The following is a 19,168-nucleotide window of genomic DNA, read 5'->3' as shown; positions in this document are numbered from 1 at the left end:
TTCTGCATAAGCTGGGCGCGGTGTTCGTACCGGGGCACCCTGCGCCGGCTCGCGAAGCATCGCGAATTTCTGCCATTTCATATGCTTTAGTTTGGCACGGCAAGTCGCAGGAAAAGATTGCGAATGGCACTTCTTCCCGTCTGGCACGACTGAACTTATCTCCGGGCGGTCCAGAGCCCTCATCGCTCAGTTTTGGCCAATTTCCGGATTACCTCCGCTTTGCTCGAACAATCCGGGATGATCCTCGCGAAGCGATTGCAGGACTGAGACGTTGATAACGAACTCGCTTTGCCCCCTATCGCCCGCAAGCCAGATCCTGTGCGCAGCTGGAAGGATAATACCCTTATTTTCGTCGAATATATGCTCAGCGCTGTCTTCGATCGATACACCGATTTCGCCAAGCGATCGCAGCGCATCAAAAGTCACGTAAAATCGGTAGGTTTTTGCTTCCCACTGCCCGATGAACTCGACGGCTTGTCGGCGCGGCACCCAATTTCGCACAGCTGACGTGAAGGTTAGGTCAAGCATGCCGACGCCTCCTGATGGGCCTTAAGTTTAAACGCCCGGTAAGCAGAAGGTTCCCGCAGCCCTGGGGCAGCAAGCGGCCGGGCACGGCGGCTTGTGCCTCACCTCGGGCAGGGTCTTTTCGGCATTCTCGCGCGCAAGGATGATGCCGGGCGAGCCAACGCGCAAACGGGTTCACAGATTGGCACTTTCCGGCGGGCGCAACAGTTTATAAATTGTTGATTTTTTGTGCTTCCTTTTTCGCCTCACCAAATCCGCTCTTCGTATGTCTGGCACGGCCTGCCTTCCTCGCCGAAACATTGCTGGCTGATGCAAATTTCACCGTGCGGGCCGCGACTTAGTGTCCAGATTATCGAGAAGGAATGGAAATGAAGCACCTTGCAAGCGCTCTGGGAATTATCGCTGTGAGCGTTTCGGTGGCCGCGATGCCGGTAGAGGCGCAGCCCTACCGTGGCGGCGACCATGGCCGAACCGGGTCCAGCCACACGCAACGACCTGACAATCGGCAGTGGCGCGGCGACCGGGACAAAAATTGGAATCCGGCAGCAAGCTACCATCAGGGCAATTACAAGGAGCGGCGTCTTGGCCGCAATGATCGCATCTACCGCGGGAGGGATGGACGCGCTTATTGCCGCCGATCGGACGGCACGACGGGCTTGGTGGTCGGTGCGCTGGGCGGAGCGGTTCTTGCCAAATTGGTCGGCGGCAATACCCTAGGCGCGCTGGCGGGTGGTGCCGGAGGCGCCCTGGTTGGCCGTGAGATTGATCGCGGCGGGGTAAAATGCCGTTGACGGCAAAGTGTCCACTGAATTGTTAATTTCGGGAGGGGCGCCGCTAGCACCCCTCCCTATCCTGCATTGTCATTGGCTGTAATAGACGAGCAAGTACTCGATCCAAGCTTGCTGCAGAAGTAGCGATTTGCTGGGGCGGGTCCGGGCAAGCAGCCTTCGGATTAAAATCGTGCGAATTGGCCATTCCAGTTCGGCAGGTCGGCTGCGCGCCGCCTATGACCGGGATTTTTTGGGAAGTGGTCGTTCCGTCCGCACAGCGTATTTTCTTCGACAATCCCAGACCGCACGAAGGCTTCTCGCACCTGTGCTTCATCTTCGGATTGTCGCCGAATACGAAGGTCAGAGCTAAAAACTTATACGCTTCGCGCAATCGGACAATACCGTCTTTGTCGAAGGCTGACATTTCCGCATCGTCAATCACACCGAGGAGGCTATTCAAGAAAGCAGCGTAGTCCCAGAGCGAAGTAGCCATAACCGGACCCTATGAACGTCCGCGAATGACCGAAAGGGGCGGTTTCTGCGGCTTTTTGGTCGGGTACCAAGCGTGCGATGTCGACCACTAGGTTTCAGATCGCAGATCACTTTCTCGATCTTTCTCATAATGTTTGACGAGCGGAAACGCCGGCAGCCATTGCTCCCGCCGGACCATCCAGTTCTCATATGTCGGAATGAACTGGTCCGGCGCATCGAGCGAACCCAGATGTACTTCAACCTCATCCTCGTGGCGGGCGAAAACCGATGATCCGCAGCATGGGCAGAAGTGTCTGCCTGCATATTCGCTTGTTGCACCCTCTATGGTGACGGCGCTGCTAGGGAAGATGGCAGCCGCGAAGAACAGGGCTCCGTGATGCTTACGGCAATCAAGGCAATGGCAGACGCCCACACGATAGGGCTGGCCATGAGCCATGATCCTTACGGCTCCGCACAGACATCCGCCGCTTACCCGCTCCACGCAGCTCAGTCCCGACCCAGCGCCGCCTTCAGCGCGTCGATCCGCTGCGAGGCTTCAGCTTTACTGAGGCTTTCGGGCGGCAAGTCCTCGCCTGCTTCCTCGCAAAGCGTCGTGAGATAGGACGCCTGTGCGCCGGTCATCGGATCATCGCCCGAGACCCAGTTGGACGGATCTTTTTCGGTGTTCGATCCCGGATGATCCTCAAGCTTGGGATTGTGCATTTCCTCGGACATGCGCCTGCTCCTTGTTCGCTGTTCGTTCCTGAAACAATCGAATCGCCGGCTTGGTTCCCCGCATCAGCGGAGCGCGAAGGGTGTTATCGCTCTGCTCAATGAATTCTGCCAGCTCACCTTCCGGACAGTTTGTCGGCAGGACACAGCATCGCGTCCTTGTCCGGCTGCCATCCCAGAAATCGCGCGCCATTCCGAAAACGGCCAGCCGTGACCTGATCATAAACGGCCTCAACTCCAAGTCCGTCCGCTAGCGCCACGTAGTCGCCGCTCTGGTTGGCCCGCCATCAGCCCGAGCCGCTTGGTGCGCGGCCGGTGAACCCTGGCCCGCCTCATAGGGTTTGAGTGTTTTTGCCAGCGCGGCCCATTCGCCTGCAGGGCATCCCGAAACGAAGCCGACGAGGCCCAAGGCCCCATCGGCCCCATAGAAATCCAGAAGCAACAAAGCCACACCTCCGTCGTTCTTGCGTAGCCTCCCACCACACAATCGGCAGTCCTCTGTTGCTTGACCGGTCCGCCTGAGGATCGAGCAAAGTCTCGAGCGCTCGAGATTTTAACTCCGTTTCCAGATAATCTGGTACATGCCTGCCGCGTCATTTGATACTCGAGGCAATATGAAGTGGGGGCAGCGTGGGAGGCTGAACGCATTTGACCGGCATAGGAGCCGCCGCGAAGGGAAGACGCCGGCCAGCGACCCTGCTAAGAGGCCGGCGATTCATATCTTCAAGTCGTTCAGCTCTTTCGAAGGAATTTTCAGTGACGCAGCAGCTGCCTCGGCTATCGACGGGGGTGCCAGGCCTCGATCCCATCCTCGGCGGCGGCTTTGTTGAGGGCGCGTCGTACATTGTGCAAGGGCAGCCAGGTGCCGGCAAGACGATCCTGGGCAATCAGGTGGCGTTTGCGACCGCCTCGTCGGGCAGGAAGGTTCTGTACGTCACGCTTTTGGCCGAGACACACGATCGGCTGTTTCAGTCGCTTTCAACCCTCTCGTTTTTTGACAAGGCTCAGCTGGGCAGCCGTATTTCCTACGTCAGCGTGTTCCAAACGCTCAACAAGGAAGGCCTCGGCGCCGTGGTCGATCTCTTGCGAAAAGAGACCAAAAGACAGGGCGCCTCGCTGATCGTATTTGATGGACTGCTCAACGCAAGAGACCGCGCCGAGACCGATCTCGACGTCAAGACTTTCGTTGCCGAAGTGCAAAGCCAGGCGGCGTTCGTCGGATGCACGGTGATGTTCCTAACCAGCGCCCGCACGCATGACGACAGCCCCGAACATACCATGGTGGACGGCGTAATCGAAATGCATGAGGAGCTCGTAGGTCTCAGGACGGTCAGGCGCCTGCGCGTGCGAAAATCCCGCGGAAGCGCCTCGCTTGGCGGTTTTCATCAATATGAGATCGCCGAGCCGGGTATCAGCGTCTTTCCCCGCATAGAAGCAGCGCTTCGCCTTCCCTCCGTGAGCGACCAGCCCGATCTGACACCGCTGACTTCGGGGATCGAAGGTCTCGATGTGCTCACAGGCGGAGGCCTTCCAAGGGGATCCACGACTTTGGTAGTCGGGCCCTCGGGCAGCGGCAAGACGTCATTCGGGATAAACTTTCTGGCAGCCGGCTCCCACAAGGAACCCGGTCTTCACTTTGGCTTTTATGAATCGCCGGACCGTCTTCTTTCGAAGGCCTCGGCGCTTGGCCTCGATTTGCGGCGAGCTGTCGATAAGGGAGAGCTCGAAATTTTGTGGCACCCTCTGACGGAAAATCTTATCGACAAGCTGGCATACCGCCTGCTGGACGCTGTAGCCGCACGAGGTGTCAAACGGCTCTTTATCGACTCGTTGGGAGGATTCGAGCGCGCCGCGGTCCACGGCTCGCGCATGGTTGAGTTTTTTGCCGCGCTGACGAACGAACTTCGTGCACGCGGGGTCACGACGGTTGCCACCTGGGAACTTCGGGACCTCTTCTCCTCGCAGGTTTCAGCCCCAGGTCCTGAAATATCAAGCGCCCTCGATAATCTTATCCTGATGCGTCAGGTAGAGATCGGTGCGCACTACAAACGCCTGCTGTCCGTTCTCAAGGTCAGGGACCAATCCTACGCCGCAGCGCCCCAGGAAGTCATCATAGACGGTCACGGGCTCGCCATTTCGGGCCCGTTTGAAGAAGCTGTCGGTATATCGACAGGCCTCGCCCGGCCTCTTGGTGCCTCAAGCTCATGAAGCGTGATCTCCTAAAGGGCGCCTCATGAACATAGTCGTGGCTGAAGACGAGTTCCTGATCGCGGATATGCTGGTGGTTAGTCTTGAAGAGGCGGGCCACAGAGTTCGCGATGCGCCCCACGGTGCCGGAGCACTCAGGCTGATCCAGGAAGAACGGCCGGATCTGCTCATAACGGACTTCATGATGCCGCTGATGACTGGCCTCGAGCTCGCGGAAGCCCTGCGCGCTGACGACGGTTTGCGCGACATACCGATCGTGCTAGTCAGCGGAGCCCAAGGTTTGATCGCGCGCGAACGAAGTGATCTCTTCGACATTGTCATCGACAAACCGTATCGTATCGAGAGGATACTCGAGGCCCTTGCTCGATTGATCGCGAAGCCCATCGATTAAACCAGAGCCGCCGTCGTTGGCCCTGTCTTTCTAGCAATTTTGCGGCGTGACCTGCCTCTCGAAGTCGCCTAGCTTTCAGCTATGAAAAACGAGAAGGGCATATCAGGGGCGAACATGCAGCGAGAAGACGGCAACGGCGGAGCGATGGGGCAGCTTGTCGCCGGCTTGCCACAGCTTGCAGGTGATCCAGCGATCCTGGGACAAATCATCGAACACCTTCCTCTTCCTGTTTATACCGTTTCGTGCGAGGGCCTGATCACCGCCTGCAATCGCGCGGCCGCAAAGCTCTGGGGCCCAGCTGCCGAGGCGGACAAGGTCATGTGGTGCGGGTCGGTGCACCTCTACACGCCTGAGGGACGCTGCATTCCCCACGAACAAAGCGCCGTTGCGATCGCGGTAAGGAACGGCAAGCCGCAGACCGGGATCAAGGCAATTGGCGAGCGCCGAGACGGCAGCCGGTTCAGCTTTACCGCTCATGCAATGCCTCTCCTCGACGGCACGGGTGCGGTGGTCGGAGGCGTGAACGTCTTGTTTGACGTTATTGACGGCGAGAATAGCGATATCACTGCTCACCGCCTCGCCGCGATTGTCGAATCTTCAGACGACGCTATCATCAGCAAGACGCTCGACGGAACGATCACCAGTTGGAACGCGGGCGCGGAGCGAATCTTTGGTTATGCGGCTGGCGAAATTATTGGCAAGTCGATCCTGAGTCTCATTCCGCCCGAACGCCACAGCGAGGAAGACGAAATCATTCGCCGCCTGAAGAACGGCGAGCGGCTTCAGCACTTCGAGACCGTGCGCCTGCGCAAGGACGGCGAGTTTATTCCTGTATCGCTTACCGTTTCACCCATACGCCGGGCCGACGGCGTTATTGTAGGCGCATCGAAGATCGCCCGTGACATCACCGAGCGCAAAGTCAAGGACGACCTGCTCGCCCGCCAGACCGCAGTGCTCGAAACGCTGAACCAGGTCGCTGCTGTCATCTCGCTCGATCTTGATCTTGACAGGATCGTCCAGTCGGTCACTGACATCGCCACCGAATTGACCGGCGCCAGGTTTGGCGCTTTCTTCTACAACGTCACTGCCCCGGACGGCGAGTCCTACCAGCTCTTCACGCTCTCCGGAGCACCACGCGATGCTTTCGAGAGCTTTGGCATGCCGCGCAATACAGCCGTCTTCGCACCGACCTTTGCTGGAGAAGGCGTAGTACGCTCGGACGATATCCGGTCCGATACGCGTTATGGCCGTAACTCGCCTCACCGCGGCATGCCGCAGGGCCATCTTCCGGTGGTCAGCTATCTTGCTGTGCCTGTTAAATCGACGTCAGGCGATGTGCTGGGCGGACTGTTTTTCGCCCATGACGAGCCGGGGATATTTTCTGAAGATACCGAGGCTTTGATTTCGGCCATCGCGTCTCAGACTGCCGTTGCCATGGATAACGCGCGACTGCACAAAGCGGCGCAGGCAGAGGTGGAGCAGCGACGCCGGGCGGAAGGCGCCAAGGAATTGCTTCTCCATGAACTGAAGCACCGCGTGAAGAATACGCTTGCAACGATCCAGGCTATCGCCTCTCAGACATTTCGCCAAGCACCGAAGGAAGAGCTGAGCGCGTTCATTTCCCGTCTGCTGGCGCTCTCGACCGCCCACGATCTCCTGACTGAAAAGGACTGCGAAGCAGTCGGCGTCGCCCATATCGTCGCGCGGGCTCTCGGTCCTTTCCTCGATAGGGATCGTGAACGTGTGGAAATTGCTGGGCCGGCCGCCGCTGTCCCTTCGGCAAAAGCGCTCACGTTGGCGATGATACTTCACGAGCTTGCAACGAATGCTGTTAAGTACGGAGCATGGTCGAACGAAAGTGGCATCGTTACGATCAGATGGCATATCACTGAAAACGACGCAAAAAAGGTTTTGCGGCTTGAATGGTCAGAAGCGGGCGGCCCTCGTGTTTTTTCGCCTAAAGAAAAGGGTTTTGGGTCACGAATGATCCAGCGAGCCCTACGAGGCGAAGGCGATCAGGCGCAGTTCGTTTTTCGGGCAGATGGCTTGGTGTTCTCGATGAATATCGAGTTAGTGGATTAAGTGGCCGGATCCTACTAGCGGCACCTGCCGATACGCTCCCTGCGTACAAATGAGCGCCGCTAACCCGCAGCGAAGCGTACTCACCAAACGTTTCGGCAGAAAATACGTTTGCCAAAGCAGCAACTATAATCTGATATCATACGCGCTTGCATTGTAGCTGCTTGGCTATGCCGACGGCCTGACGCTCAACGCTATTTCAGGCTTCGAGAGGCTTTTCCTGACCTTTATGAATTTGGGTTAATATCGACATTTTGTCATGCCGAATTCCGGGAGGCGTCGGTGATGAAGGCGCTATCAGAAACTGAGCCAGCTTCGCGGAGAGACGCTGCTCGGCCTCGATGCGATGCCGCGCTAAAGCCTGACAAAGCGGTCCATCGTCATCGATACGGTGCCAAAACCCGCTATTATCCGCAAGGGTCACGCGCAGTTCCTTTGCGGCTTCTCGATCGGCTGCGGTAATCCCATTCATCGCGACAACGCTTTTCCCTGCATGCTTTTGCTGGATCCGAAACGGCCAATGTCCTGCCTTGGTTCCGTACAAAAAATTGGCAAAGGTCTTATCCGTCTTGGTCCGGCGCCTTTCCCAAGCCTTTGACCAAAATGCACAGACCCGGCCGGGCTTAGACACCCTCATCGCGATCGTGGAGCGAGAAAATGGCGAGGCGCAGAGGCTATCGGCGGCATTGAGGCCGCAAACCACCGCCTAACCTCAATGCCCAATCGGTGAAGAAAATTAACTTATGAGCTCTCACCCGCTTTGTACGTTCGGCTGGCCCACCTCCTCAGCAAATCTACCTTTTTAGATATCGGTTCTACTGATAGCCCGAAGGGCGGCTAGTGATGGGCAATCCGTTCACCTTATTTGGCTACTTTTGAACATATCGAACACAATTGTTTATGGCTGGATCAAGCTGCAGTTAAAACCAAAATTTAATTGATATGTCGCATAACGCCGAGATATGTCGCTATCGCTCTTTCCCGCTATCCGACTCTTGTGCAGGACCGTCAACGCCAGGCATTTCTGGCCGGTGGTTGTTCTGCTGTTGGCATGCTTCGGCGCTGTTCTTGTTGTCCTTGCCGTCACCACCAGGGCTCAGGATGACCTTCAAGCTGCGCAAGAAACGCAAGCTCTCCAAAATGCCGTTCAGTCCCTGAAACACAACATCCGTCATGACCTGCAAGACTATGCGAAGTGGGATGACGCAGTCCGCCATATCAGCAAAAATCTCGATGCTGATTGGGTCGATGACAATGTCGTTGCTTACTTGGGACGCCAACAGGGATACGAGCAGATTTTAGTTCTTGATGCGCGAAATCGTGCAATATTTGAATTCGCGAGAAATCCAGCAGAAGTTTCGGAAGCCAAAATTGTCTCCGACCCCGAATTGCTACGGTCCGCCAAACGCGTGCGCAATATGCCCCGAACCGGAAGTCCAATCGAAGCAGGCTTCAGCCGGGTCAACGGCAAATTGATAAATTATGCAGTCGCGGCGGTTGTCCCACTCACGTCAAAAGTGACTATTCCTGCTAATCTTCCTTCCCACATCCTGATCTTGGCTGACACCGTCGACAACGGCAAGCTTGCACACCTTAACGAAAACCTCAGACTTTCAGACCTTCGTTTAACGCTTGGCCATCCCAATGCCGCCCTGCGGTCACTCGCGCTGACGGACACCGACGGGAGCGTGTTAGGCTGGCTGCAATGGACTCCGAGGCGGCCTGGAACCGACCTTTTGAGGCGGGTCGCCCCGATCATCATCGGCCTTGCAATTTGTTCGGTCCTGGCGGCATTGCTCATTCTCCAGAACGGGCTTCGAGCAGTTGAAGCTGTCCGGCAAAGCGAACTTCGCGCACGGCATCACGCTGATCACGATGCTCTGACCGGCCTTCCCAATCGCCGTGCGTTGCTATCCAGGATCTCCGCGCAGCTTGCGCTGGGTGATGACCCTACATTGCTGTTCATGGACATGGACGGCTTCAAGGATGCCAATGATGTCTATGGCCATGCCGCAGGCGACTTGCTGCTCAAAGAGGCAGCAGCACGGCTCTTGCTTTGCACCCAGGGCGCATTTGTTGCACGCGCCGGCGGCGATGAGTTCGCTGTCTTGCTTAGCGGCGACAAGTCCCACGAGGCAGACACCATCTGCGAACGCATCATCGACGCCGTTCGCTTACCCTTTTCCATCGGGCACTACACGGTGACACTTGGGATCAGCATCGGTTGCGCAAGGGGTGAAATGCTCGGCGCCGAGGGCCAGGATGAACTGATCCGCCGCGCCGACGTAGCGATGTATTGCGCTAAAAACGATGGCAAAAATTGTAAGCGCATATACGCACCAGCACTCGATGAAGGTCATCTATTGAGGATGAAACTGGAATCGGATCTTCGGGCCGCGATCGAGCGAGATGAACTATATGTTCATTTTCAACCCATCGTGTCCGCCGCGCATAACATTATGGTGGGAGTTGAAGCGCTTGTGCGCTGGCGTCATCCTGAGCACGGTGATGTCCCACCTGACGTTTTCATTCCGATAGCCGAGCTAAGCGGCTTGATTAACGCGGTCGGCAAGCACGTTCTTCGGCATGCCTGCCTCTCGGTACGAGAGACGGCGTTGGAACTGGCCGTTAACATTTCACCGGTGCAGTTCTGGGACCGCAACCTCCTGGACGATGTTCGCGATGTCCTGCAAGAAACAGGGTTTCCGCCTGAGCGACTCGAACTGGAAATAACGGAAAGTCTTCTTTTGAGACGTCCTGATAAGGCTGCAGAAGTTATCAGCGGCTTGCGGAGCTTAGGCATCCGGATTGCCTTGGACGACTTCGGGACCGGTTACGCCAGCATCGGCTACCTCCAGCGCCTTAAGCTGGACCGTATCAAGATCGATAAGGCCTTCGTTGCCCCTTTGGGCAACGAAGAACGGGCCTGCGAAATGATATTGTCCATTGTAGCGCTCGCCAATGCTTTCGACGCTCAGGTTACTGCCGAAGGCGTCGAGACAGAAAGCCAAGCGCAAATTGCCAAAGTAGCCGGATGTAGTAGGATGCAAGGTTGGTACTTCGGGAAGCCTGTCGCGGCCGGCAAGCTCATGACCCTGCTCGATCCTCGTTTGATATCCAATGTTGCGTGATCGCGTAAGTTACGACGATTTAAAATTGAGCGCCGGGCGCTGAAATCTGCCGCCGCCCACCGCCAGTTCGGCGAACCCGGTAAAGTTCCCTGACAAGCTTGGCGAGACAATTGCACGGCGCGGCCGCCTCTGCAGAGTATATAGGCACTCTAATCTGCGCGGTGAGCAGACTGATAGCGGCCGTCCGAAACCCTTTAACGACCCTTGCTTCTACCTGGTCTCAGGCGGCGCCTTTGTCGTCTCATCCTGCGCTTTGTCAGCGAAACGACGAGAACATGTTACAACCTTGGCCCATTCATACGAAAAGCGGTGTGTGCTTACAGATCGACGGCTCCGGGTCGGGGCCGGTCGATCCACTGTTAACGCGGTCGAAACAATGTCGCTGCGTCCGAAGGATCACTCTCACCGGCGCCCGGCGTCCAGGCTGCTGCGTTCATGGACAAGACCGGATGGCACATGAGCGACAAGCTCGAGTTTCCCTCCCGCATCGATTTTGGGGGGAACGCGCGGGATAGCCGCAGGTTAGGCTTGCAGACAGGGAGCATTGGCATGGACGAGCGGATTTCGGATGCGGTGGGGGCAGGGGCTGCACGCCCAAGTGAAATTCCGGCCAAAGGTTGGAAACAAGTTATCTTGCGGGCTTGGAGCGAAGCGAGCGCCGACAATCTGGGGCTTATTGCATCGGGGGTGGCATTTTGCGCCGTCCTCGCCCTCGTGCCCACTCTTGGCGCGATCGTTTTGACCTATGGTCTTCTAGCCTCTCCGGAAACAGTAGCCGCCAACATCTCCTCCCTGACTTCGATGATGCCCGAAGACGCCGCCCGGCTCATTGGCGAGCAACTCGCCAATGTTGTTAAGACCTCGGACGGCAAGAAGGGGTTTGGCCTGCTCATTGCCCTGGTGATTGCACTCTACGGTGTGATGAAGGGTGCAACCGCTCTGATAACTGCGCTCAATATCGCTTACGACGAGGAGGAGACGCGGTCCTTCATCAAGATCAACCTGACCGCGTTCAACATAGCTGCCGGAAGCGTCCTGGTCGCAATATTGGCAATTTTGGCGATTGCCGCGATGGCGAGCCTGGGCAAGCTCTTGCCCTATGCACCGGCCTATCTGGCGCCGCTGGTTACTGTGTTTACCTATCTCGTTGTGGGCGTCACCGGAACCGGTCTTGCCGCTGCAGTCTATCGCTTCGGTCCCAACCGCGCACACGCCAAATGGGTTTGGCTAAGCCCAGGGTCGATTTTCACATCCGTTTCCTGGATGGTGATCACGCTGGGATTCGGCCTTTACGTTGCAAACTTTGGAAATTACGATGCGACTTATGGTTCCCTCGGCGCAGCGATGGTGCTTTTGACATGGCTTTATCTCTCGGCATTCGCATTGCTGCTCGGCGCTGAGCTTAATTGCGAGCTGGAACGACAGACAACCCGCGATTCCACGACCGGGGATGAGCGTCCGCTAGGGAAACGCGGCGCTTATGCCGCCGATACCGTTGCTTATGAAGCTCCCCTCGTACGCAAAGATGTATGATTTCAAGCGCCAGCTGGAGGCTCTGATATCCAGCGCGAAAACGAGTTAAGCAGCGCCGCGCAAGCGAACCAAGCTGCGAGGGTAATCTTGCTGGACCTGCCTGCGCATCGGCAAGAAATGACGTATCGAAGCTCTCGCTTTTGCCCCGCCACCTTCTCACTATATATTGAGCTTTTTTCGCACTTCACGGCAAGATTTCGTCGATCATCCATCATCTGAAAGCATTTCATTGTCAGAAGTAGCCCCTCCAAGCGCCACCGTGACTGAGCGACTGTTTGCTGGATCAGGTGAGATCCGCCGCCTCGCTCGCGCGGTCGATTGGGCAGAAACGCCGCCTGGTAGGATCTATAGCTGGTCTCAGAGCCTAAGAGCGACAGTTCGTCTTTCGGTCACACTGTCTGAAGCAGGCTCTCGAAAACGCAATGGGTCTGAGCTTACCGACGAGCCCGTCTTGAGATAGTGGTAGTTTAGACGCGTTGAAGGGTGAGCCGCAGTGCTGATCCAAGCCAACGTTGTTGGCAGTTGCGCGCAGAGCCAAATAAGCTGGTAATCGCTTCCTTCTGCCAAAGCAGGATTTAGCCGGAACGCCGTTCTGCTTGTTTTGACCCCAAATAGAACCGCATGCGGTACGAGGGCCCAAGTTGTCAGCGCGACGCCGAACCGAAGATCCTCGCCGGCCCGGCGGGTAGCGTTCAGCTAAATGCCTTGTCCCTGTCCTGATTGACAAAGGCGCCGCGAAGCTCCTGCACATTCGGTTTGCGCTTCAATGCGATCTTTCCATTCTGCCATTCGATCAGACCCAGGTCTTCGAAAGCAGACAGCCAACCGTCCATGGGCCACTGTCCCCATCGCTTGTAGAAGACTTCGGCATTTCGCACGATGTCTGAAAAATGCTGCAGGGGAGGATCGAAAGTGTCGTGGTATTGATGGAACGCCCCAACCCCGGCGCCGCCCATGAACAGCATCGAGATCCCTGCAGCTTTGCTGCGGAAGCCGAAATCCGTATCCTCGGCGCCATATCCAGTGTACGCCTCGTCAAAGCCGCCCAGGCCGAAAAAGCGCTTGCGGCGAATTGCGAAGACAAGAGACCAGAACAGTCCAGCGTTGTCTTCCTCGCGGAGACCTTCTGCCGAAAAATCGCGAACCGGATGGGGAGAAGCTGTTCTCTTGAGATCAGCCTCGCTCCACTCTCCCCTTGCGTCTCCCGGTTTCAGGTAGAAGACCTCCGCGCAAATGAGCGCATCGCGTTGAATCAAAATCTTTTCGGTTAGTCCTAAAAGCCTGTGCATGGGAATGCAGTCGACATCGAGGAACAGCAATGTCTCTTCTCTTGCGGCCCGTGCTGCCGCATTGCGGGCAGCGGCGAGCGGCAGGCCCTCAGCTTCCAGCCGCAAGACCCGTGCGGGAAACGGCAGCGCAGGGAGGACGACGGGGGGCTGGCTCCCCATGTCGGCAATTATCAATTCGCCGGGCACTGCCTCGCTGCGGCGTAGACCCTCGATGAGCTGCGCCAGATGATCCGGACGGTCCTTGACCAACGTAAGGACGCTGAGGCTCATAGCGTTCCTCGCCATAAATCGAGACGGTAATGAGGGCAGCGTTCCTCCAGGACTATCTCGGTTTTGTCTCGAAGCGCGGCCTGAAGCTTGGCGACCGCTTCGTCCCCTGTCTGGGGATAGTCTGTCTCACCCGTCCAGTGAACAAGCAGGAGGTCTCCGCCCGGCAGCAAATGGCCATCGATCCAGCGAGCAGCGCGCTCAAGATCGCCGTCGTCCCAGTAATAGGCCACTTCGGACAATACGGCGAGATCGAATGTCTCCTCCGGCGCGCTGCCGGGAAAGGCCATTTGCGCAAAGGATACCTGCGGCGCCGTGGCGCAGCGCTTCCGCGCAGCCCGTAAAGCTGTGGCACTGACATCAATTGCCAGCAAGGCTTCGCACGCAGCTGCAAGCTTGCTTGTAAGAACGCCCTTGGCACAGCCGACCTCGAAGCCGCGGCGATAGGACCTTCCCCCCAGAGCACGGACCGTATGGTCGAACTTGGAACGTTCATAGGCGCTTGTCTCGAGGTCCCAGGGATCTTCGTCGCCCTGGAACATCCGTTCGAAATAATCGGCCTCCAAACTCGACGACCGGCGGTTCATGGTTTTCTCCGCACATAAAGAGTATCATAGGCTGGCATGCGCAGCCGTTCTTTAGCCAACCGAAACCCGGTGCCGTGCGAACCTGTCAGCTGGCTGCGGTGAGCGCGAAGCGCATGACGCCGTCTTCCCCCCGGCAGTTTGGCTGTCCGCAGGACCTGGTTTTTATTGCGCGCTGGCGCGTCTGCCCAAACAACGTATTCAGCAACGATCAAACGCCGTCTCGCTCTTGATTGAACAGCGTAGGCAAGGCGCGCAGCTGCGGCGTGGTCGCAGTGGGGTTCACCGAGCGCGGTCACTGCTATTGCATCGACCCTGCAGCGACGGCAGAGCGCGGACAGAACGCTCGCCGATCGATCAAAAATGGGCTCACCGGGAGCGGCGGGCGAAGCGTCTTTCCAGTCAAGGTGAAACCGGTTCAGCGCGCGGCTAGCTGTAAGGCGAAACAGCGCATGCCCAGCCTCGGCCTTTCTTCTTGCGGCCAGACGCAGAGGGGTGATGCTGTCCGCCTCGTGAGAGCCCGATCCGTCGGTAAGGTAAGCGATCCCTGCCAGAGTTCCTGCCGCCCAGGCCTGCGCGATAAGCGCACCTGTCCCCAGCGTCTCGTCGTCAGGATGAGGGGCCAGTACGAGCCATCGTCGGCGCCGCCACGGGTCTGCGTTTAGAAACATGCTTACCATAAACCGTCCCCATCACCCCACGCATCTCGCTCCAGCCACGCTATCGCTGCCTGATCGCGTGCGTAGTCCGGACCCGCCTGGCGTAGATAAAGCGAAAGATCGCGTATGATCTTGTCGATCCGCTGCCCGTCCATCGCACTGCGCGTTCCCACGATCCGGGCGGCTAGCTCCATCACATCAAGCGCGGCGCGTTCCACGATACCCCGGGTCATGCGTGCAAAAGCCGGACCATCCGGGTCGTTTCTGGCAGCCCGCAAGGCGCATTCGCGAACCCAAAGGTAGGCCGTGCGCGTGGCCGCGACGCTATGCGCGAACTTGGCGCGCTGAAGCGGATCTTCGCGAGCGGTTTGGGACATGGCGGTACGGGTCTCTGTCAACAGGGCTTCAATCCCGCCTAGCTGCACCGCGGTGAAGCGCCATGCCCCTGTCGTGAACCGGGGGTCCCGATCATAGTCGCCAGGCCCGCCCAGCAGGGCGGCAGGATCAGGTTCAAGCCCGGTCACGTCGTAGCAGCCGCTTACGCTCGCACGCATCCCGCGTACGCGCCACTGTGACAAGTCGGCCCGCGCCGCTTCGTTGGCTCGAACCACTACCATTCTACGCTCGCTTTCATGGCCCTGCACAGTGATGACACAGTGAGCCAGTCCCCCTGCCCCGCTGGCAAAAGTCTTGCTGCCTTCAAGGCAAAGCCGACCTTCCCCGTCGCAATTCAGATGTACGCCGGGCAAAGGTTCGGTGGCCCATACGCCGTAGAAGGCTCCGGTTCGCAGCTCCTGGCAAAGCCAGCTATGCTGGCCAGCTGTACCATACCAGTCGAACAAGGCCATGGCATTGACATGTCCCTCGTAGAGCCGCCCGACGCTCAAATCCGCCCGGCCAACAGCGCGAAGGACATCGAACATCTCGCGGTGCCGCTCCTCCTCGCTGGCAAAGATCATGCCGCCACTCGCCTGCGGAGCGAAATCCTGATGAAGCCCGGCGGATGCAAGTTCCTGCATGCTTTCCGACGGAAACATGGGTTCTGCATCGTACCCGGCACCAAGATGCTCAAGCCGCGCCGCGATAGCCGCTACACGCCGCGCGGGGCCTTCATCCGATGCCGGTGAGAATATTCTCTCAATCACTTTTTACATTCCTGCTGCTGCATGACGTTGGCGGCACATTGCGCAAGCCACGTTGCCGCCTTGCGGGCGCCTTCCACGTCGCTCAGCAGCGCGCGCGCGGCCGGCTTCAGTGCCACCCCCTCTTCCAAAAGCTCGGGCCAGCTGGCCGGGTGAGGCCATTGCTGCAATACAAGCGCAGCACCAAGGGCGGAAAGGCCCTGAGCGGTCACCCGCTGCTCGTCGTAGGGCCTCGTCTGCGGTATGCAGATGAACGGTTTGTCCGCAGCCATGACCGCTCCCACGACACCGTCACCGGCAGCGCCCACGACAATCGACGACTGCGCTATTTCGCGTTCAGGTGCTTGCACCCAGCCTGCAAGAACGAGATTGGGTGGGCATTGCAACGGTGCAGTGACGGGGCCAATGGCGCGCCATTCCCAGTCCGGACAAGCTGCCGCCGCTTCTGAGAGGAATTGCCCGTCGCCGGGCGCCCCACCCTTACCGAAAATTACCAAAACCCGCCGAGCATCCTGGCTGTTGGCGGGACCGGGGGATGTTACCGGCGGCGCAGCGATCCCAGGGCAATAGAAGCTTTTGTTGCGAACCCAGCTTGGTATCCCGCTCGGCTCCAAGGATTGGTGAAAGGGTGTCAGCAAGCCCGTGGCACCGCGAAATGCATCCAGGTGAGCAACATCGTTTCGCCTGCCGTTCAAGCGCACGTAAATTGTCGGGACCGATGCGAGCCGCGCCAGCATCGCCACTTCAGCCGAAACATCGATGATCATCATGACAGGCCTTTGCGCAGCAATCCAGGAAGTCATCCTCGCTACGCGTTCGCGCACTCCCCGATGATCGATGGGTGCGTAATGAAGTGCATCCGGCCTGGATACGGCGTCGTCGGCCCCGTCGAACTGCTTGGAGCGGGGCCGGTCGTCAGGTAGGTCGATCCCGGCACCGCCGATCCCTGTTCCCAGCAAAACCACCGGCCAGTCGATGGCGCTGGCTATGGCATCAGCGCGGGCACGGTGGCCGGCGCCGTGATGGTGGACATAATAGCCAATCGGGCGCAGCCTCATGGAGATAACTCCAATACCATGTCGTGAGGCATTGGCGCCAGGAACGGCTCCTCGGCAGCGATCCTTTCAGCGCCGCCCGGCATAGCCCGCAGGTGACGGCGCCATAATGCCCGTTCACGCCAGTGCTCGAAAGCCGGCGCGAGCGGCTTTTCTCCTTTGCCTGCCAGCTCGAACAGCTCATTCATGGCAGCTGCCATTCCCCCGCTTGCCCTGCCCTCACGCCGCGGCGAAACGAAAGTATAGACATTCAACGGGTGCGCGAGCCTGGCGCCCTTGGAAAGGGCGGCATTGACCAGTGCCTGGTCTTCGCCTGTCTTCAGCAAAGGCACACCGCCGCACCGGACGTAAAGATCCGCGCGAATAGCCAGTGATGCTCCTGTGTGATCGCCGTGGCGGGGAGGTGCATCCCAGGCGACCGGGTCCAAGGCATCTTCTATCTTGCGCACGGTCTCCCAGTAGCGATCCCAGGCGCTGCGAAGCCTGCTTACGGGGCCTGGAAGGGCCTCATTGTCCTCGATGATGATCTTTCCGCCAACCATATCGGCACCTCGCCGGAGGGCTGCTACGATATTGGCGAGCCATCGCGGCGGCGGCCGGGTGTCCGCGTCGGTGCTGACCAGGACACCGCGTGAAGGGTCCCCGAGCAGCGCAAGCCCGGCATCCATCGCGCATCGACGCGCAGAGCCTGCGTGTGCCAGCTCTTCTGGAAATGTGACGTCAAGCGTATGAACGTCGATCCGGCCCTCATGAAGGCGCTGCGCCTGGGCAATCGCCTCAAGGCTTGCGTCCTGCGAATTGTTGACGGCGATTACTATCCGCACCGGCACCGGCCAGTCTTGTGCCGCCAAAGCAGAAAGCAGGATGGGAAGTCGCTTCGCCTCATTGCGAGCCGGTACGCAGACGCACAGTTCCAGGTTTTGAGACTCTTCCCCCATCCCGGTCCATTCAGGCATGACGAGCAGCAGGCGCGATCGGCTGGCAAGCGGCGAAAACTTCAGCCGGTCCCGGATGACGCAGCGAAATGCGGTGACGATAAAGCGCCTCATACCCATCGACCATCCTGGCCGCGTCGCATGTTCGCTCCGCGCGCTGCCGACAAGCGCTCCGTTCCAGCCGAAGAGCTGCCAGTCCAGCCTCGGCGAGCGATGCCACATTGTCAGGCTCGGCCAGGGCGCCGCAGCTTGCATCCAGGATTTCAGGGATGGCGCCGCGCGCGAACGCGGCGACAGGCACACCGCAGGCCAAGGCTTCGGCCACTACCAGGCCATAAGGCTCGTCCCACAACGGTGTGCAGAGGAACGCCCGCGCGCCGCCCACCAGACGTGCAAGCTCGGTATGGTCAAGATGGCCGACGTGGATGATATTGGCGTCAAGCTGGGGCGCAATGTGCATCCGGTAATATTCGCGGTCAAGAATGGGTCCTGCAATCCGCAGCGGTAATCCGATCTGGCGGGCCGCCTCAATCGCAAAATGCAGACCTTTTTCAGGCACAATCCGGCCGTACCAGACCAGATAGGCGTTAGGGTCAGGCTGAGGTTGATACGAGAATTTGTCGAGATCGATACCGTTGAGAATAACTTCTTCGGCTTTCGCGACATGTTCCCATAACTGACCAACGGACTTTGATACGGCAACGAATGCATGATCGTTTGCCTTGCATAGCCGGATGCCGCTTTCCAGCCAACAGAACGGCGGCGTGTGCAAGGTGGTAACCATCGGCATAGGCAGCGTATCAGCCAAGGTAACCGGCAGATAATGCAGTGAATTATTATGGATGATGTCGAAATCGCGATCACGTAGCCCATTCATGAGGCTGAGATAGGCATGGTGCTCCTTGAAAAAGGCAACATCCGTTGCCTCGGCGGTACCCACATCGTCCAGCGACGTCTCGGTGCAGATTGCTTCCAGTCCGAGACCGAATTCCGAGCGAACCGATGCAAATACTGTGACCGCGTGCCCGCGGTCACGCAAAGTTCTCGCCAGAAGGTGTGTGTGCATCTCCAATCCGCCCGCGAAAGGTTCTGCTATCGGATACTTGAGATGGGCGATGATGCCGATCCGCAAGGGCGAGTTGTTCGCCCCTGCCAGACCGATCGGCACGGCGACCGCACGTCGTCCCAAGCAAGGCCCCAGTAGGGCGTCAGGTTGCGGGCCGTGCATCCAGGTCGACCTCCATTTCGCGCGGCCAGTGACGCAGCGCGCGGCAGGCCTTGAGGAACGCGCCGGCATCCTTGGCACCGTCCAGTTTCAGGCAGGCCTCGTCGAGATCGCCGGCGATCCCGGCCTTGGCGAAGATCGCCTCCGCCGCGCCGGTGTAACCGATGAACTT

General features: G+C 58.5%; 19 protein-coding genes. 6 read left to right on the top strand and 13 right to left on the bottom strand.

Annotation, left to right across the window (positions count from 1 at the left end):
- Positions 1-186: 186 nt before the first annotated feature.
- Positions 187-528 (bottom strand): DUF1488 family protein, encoded by a 342-nt coding sequence (locus tag EDF58_RS24825; RefSeq protein ID WP_132270385.1) that lies wholly within the window; start codon positions 526-528, stop codon positions 187-189.
- 365 nt (positions 529-893) lie between these two features.
- Between EDF58_RS24825 and EDF58_RS24820 the strand changes: the two genes are divergently transcribed.
- Positions 894-1,316 carry a hypothetical protein gene (locus EDF58_RS24820; RefSeq protein ID WP_243654499.1) on the top strand — a complete coding sequence of 141 codons (423 nt, stop codon included), beginning with the start codon at positions 894-896 and terminating at the stop codon, positions 1,314-1,316.
- A gap of 43 nt (positions 1,317-1,359) precedes the next feature.
- Here the strand turns inward: EDF58_RS24820 and EDF58_RS24815 are convergent, their stop codons facing one another.
- The 3 genes from EDF58_RS24815 to EDF58_RS24805 all read right to left on the bottom strand — a co-directional run bounded on the left by EDF58_RS24815 (position 1,360) and on the right by EDF58_RS24805 (position 2,501).
- Positions 1,360-1,788 (bottom strand): hypothetical protein, encoded by a 429-nt coding sequence (locus tag EDF58_RS24815; RefSeq protein ID WP_132270383.1) that lies wholly within the window; start codon positions 1,786-1,788, stop codon positions 1,360-1,362.
- 87 nt (positions 1,789-1,875) lie between these two features.
- Positions 1,876-2,223, bottom strand: coding sequence for a GFA family protein (locus EDF58_RS24810; RefSeq protein WP_207913171.1), 348 nt, complete (start codon positions 2,221-2,223; stop codon positions 1,876-1,878).
- Positions 2,224-2,273: 50 nt separating this feature from the next.
- Entirely contained in the window at positions 2,274-2,501 is a 228-nt protein-coding gene (locus EDF58_RS24805; RefSeq protein WP_132270380.1) for a DUF3072 domain-containing protein, read from the bottom strand.
- 753 nt (positions 2,502-3,254) lie between these two features.
- Between EDF58_RS24805 and EDF58_RS24800 the strand changes: the two genes are divergently transcribed.
- The 3 genes from EDF58_RS24800 (at position 3,255) to EDF58_RS24790 (ending at position 7,179) form a co-directional block, all read left to right on the top strand.
- On the top strand, positions 3,255-4,706 hold the full coding sequence (locus EDF58_RS24800) for an ATPase domain-containing protein (protein ID WP_207913169.1): 1,452 nt from the start codon (positions 3,255-3,257) through the stop codon (positions 4,704-4,706).
- A 37-nt stretch (positions 4,707-4,743) separates the two neighbouring features.
- Positions 4,744-5,097 (top strand): response regulator, encoded by a 354-nt coding sequence (locus EDF58_RS24795; RefSeq protein ID WP_243654498.1) that lies wholly within the window; start codon positions 4,744-4,746, stop codon positions 5,095-5,097.
- A 114-nt stretch (positions 5,098-5,211) separates the two neighbouring features.
- Entirely contained in the window at positions 5,212-7,179 is a 1,968-nt protein-coding gene (locus EDF58_RS24790) for a PAS domain S-box protein (RefSeq protein ID WP_165921580.1), read from the top strand.
- 196 nt (positions 7,180-7,375) lie between these two features.
- On the opposite strand, the gene EDF58_RS24785 is transcribed toward EDF58_RS24790, so the two are convergent.
- Positions 7,376-7,648, bottom strand: coding sequence for a hypothetical protein (locus EDF58_RS24785; protein WP_165921579.1), 273 nt, complete (start codon positions 7,646-7,648; stop codon positions 7,376-7,378).
- 559 nt (positions 7,649-8,207) lie between these two features.
- Here EDF58_RS24785 and EDF58_RS24780 point away from each other — a divergent pair.
- Together EDF58_RS24780 and EDF58_RS24775 are read left to right on the top strand one after the other, a co-directional pair.
- On the top strand, positions 8,208-10,307 hold the full coding sequence (locus EDF58_RS24780; protein ID WP_243654497.1) for an EAL domain-containing protein: 2,100 nt from the start codon (positions 8,208-8,210) through the stop codon (positions 10,305-10,307).
- Positions 10,308-10,763: 456 nt separating this feature from the next.
- Positions 10,764-11,840: a YihY/virulence factor BrkB family protein gene (locus EDF58_RS24775; protein WP_243654496.1), complete on the top strand. Its 1,077-nt coding sequence runs from the start codon at positions 10,764-10,766 to the stop codon at positions 11,838-11,840.
- A gap of 692 nt (positions 11,841-12,532) precedes the next feature.
- On the opposite strand, the gene EDF58_RS24770 is transcribed toward EDF58_RS24775, so the two are convergent.
- From EDF58_RS24770 to EDF58_RS24735, 8 genes are all read right to left on the bottom strand, one after another.
- Entirely contained in the window at positions 12,533-13,399 is an 867-nt protein-coding gene (locus tag EDF58_RS24770) for a glycosyltransferase (RefSeq protein WP_207913167.1), read from the bottom strand.
- The gene (locus tag EDF58_RS24765; RefSeq protein ID WP_132270370.1) at positions 13,396-13,983 is read right to left on the bottom strand and encodes an SAM-dependent methyltransferase; all 588 of its coding nucleotides are present in this window, start codon (positions 13,981-13,983) and stop codon (positions 13,396-13,398) included. The genes EDF58_RS24770 and EDF58_RS24765 overlap by 4 nt, the downstream gene beginning before the upstream one ends.
- On the bottom strand, positions 13,980-14,651 hold the full coding sequence (locus EDF58_RS24760; RefSeq protein ID WP_243654500.1) for a PIG-L family deacetylase: 672 nt from the start codon (positions 14,649-14,651) through the stop codon (positions 13,980-13,982). The genes EDF58_RS24765 and EDF58_RS24760 overlap by 4 nt, the downstream gene beginning before the upstream one ends.
- A gap of 2 nt (positions 14,652-14,653) precedes the next feature.
- Positions 14,654-15,784 (bottom strand): acyl-CoA dehydrogenase family protein, encoded by a 1,131-nt coding sequence (locus EDF58_RS24755; RefSeq protein WP_243654495.1) that lies wholly within the window; start codon positions 15,782-15,784, stop codon positions 14,654-14,656.
- Positions 15,781-16,839 carry a glycosyltransferase gene (locus tag EDF58_RS24750; RefSeq protein ID WP_132270365.1) on the bottom strand — a complete coding sequence of 353 codons (1,059 nt, stop codon included), beginning with the start codon at positions 16,837-16,839 and terminating at the stop codon, positions 15,781-15,783. The genes EDF58_RS24755 and EDF58_RS24750 overlap by 4 nt, the downstream gene beginning before the upstream one ends.
- Entirely contained in the window at positions 16,836-17,885 is a 1,050-nt protein-coding gene (locus EDF58_RS24745; protein WP_347812914.1) for a glycosyltransferase family A protein, read from the bottom strand. Before EDF58_RS24745 ends, EDF58_RS24750 begins: the two co-directional genes overlap by 4 nt.
- The gene (locus EDF58_RS24740; protein WP_132270394.1) at positions 17,785-18,903 is read right to left on the bottom strand and encodes a glycosyltransferase family 4 protein; all 1,119 of its coding nucleotides are present in this window, start codon (positions 18,901-18,903) and stop codon (positions 17,785-17,787) included. The genes EDF58_RS24745 and EDF58_RS24740 overlap by 101 nt, the downstream gene beginning before the upstream one ends.
- Positions 18,904-18,979: 76 nt before the next feature.
- Positions 18,980-19,168: hypothetical protein (locus EDF58_RS24735; RefSeq protein WP_132270363.1), on the bottom strand; the 189-nt coding region annotated here is incomplete at its 5' end.

It is taken from the genome of Novosphingobium sp. PhB57, from assembly GCF_004342985.1.
GTDB lineage: Bacteria > Pseudomonadota > Alphaproteobacteria > Sphingomonadales > Sphingomonadaceae > Novosphingobium.
Note: the sequence above shows the minus strand (reverse complement) of the source record. Positions and strands in the feature narration are given on the sequence as shown.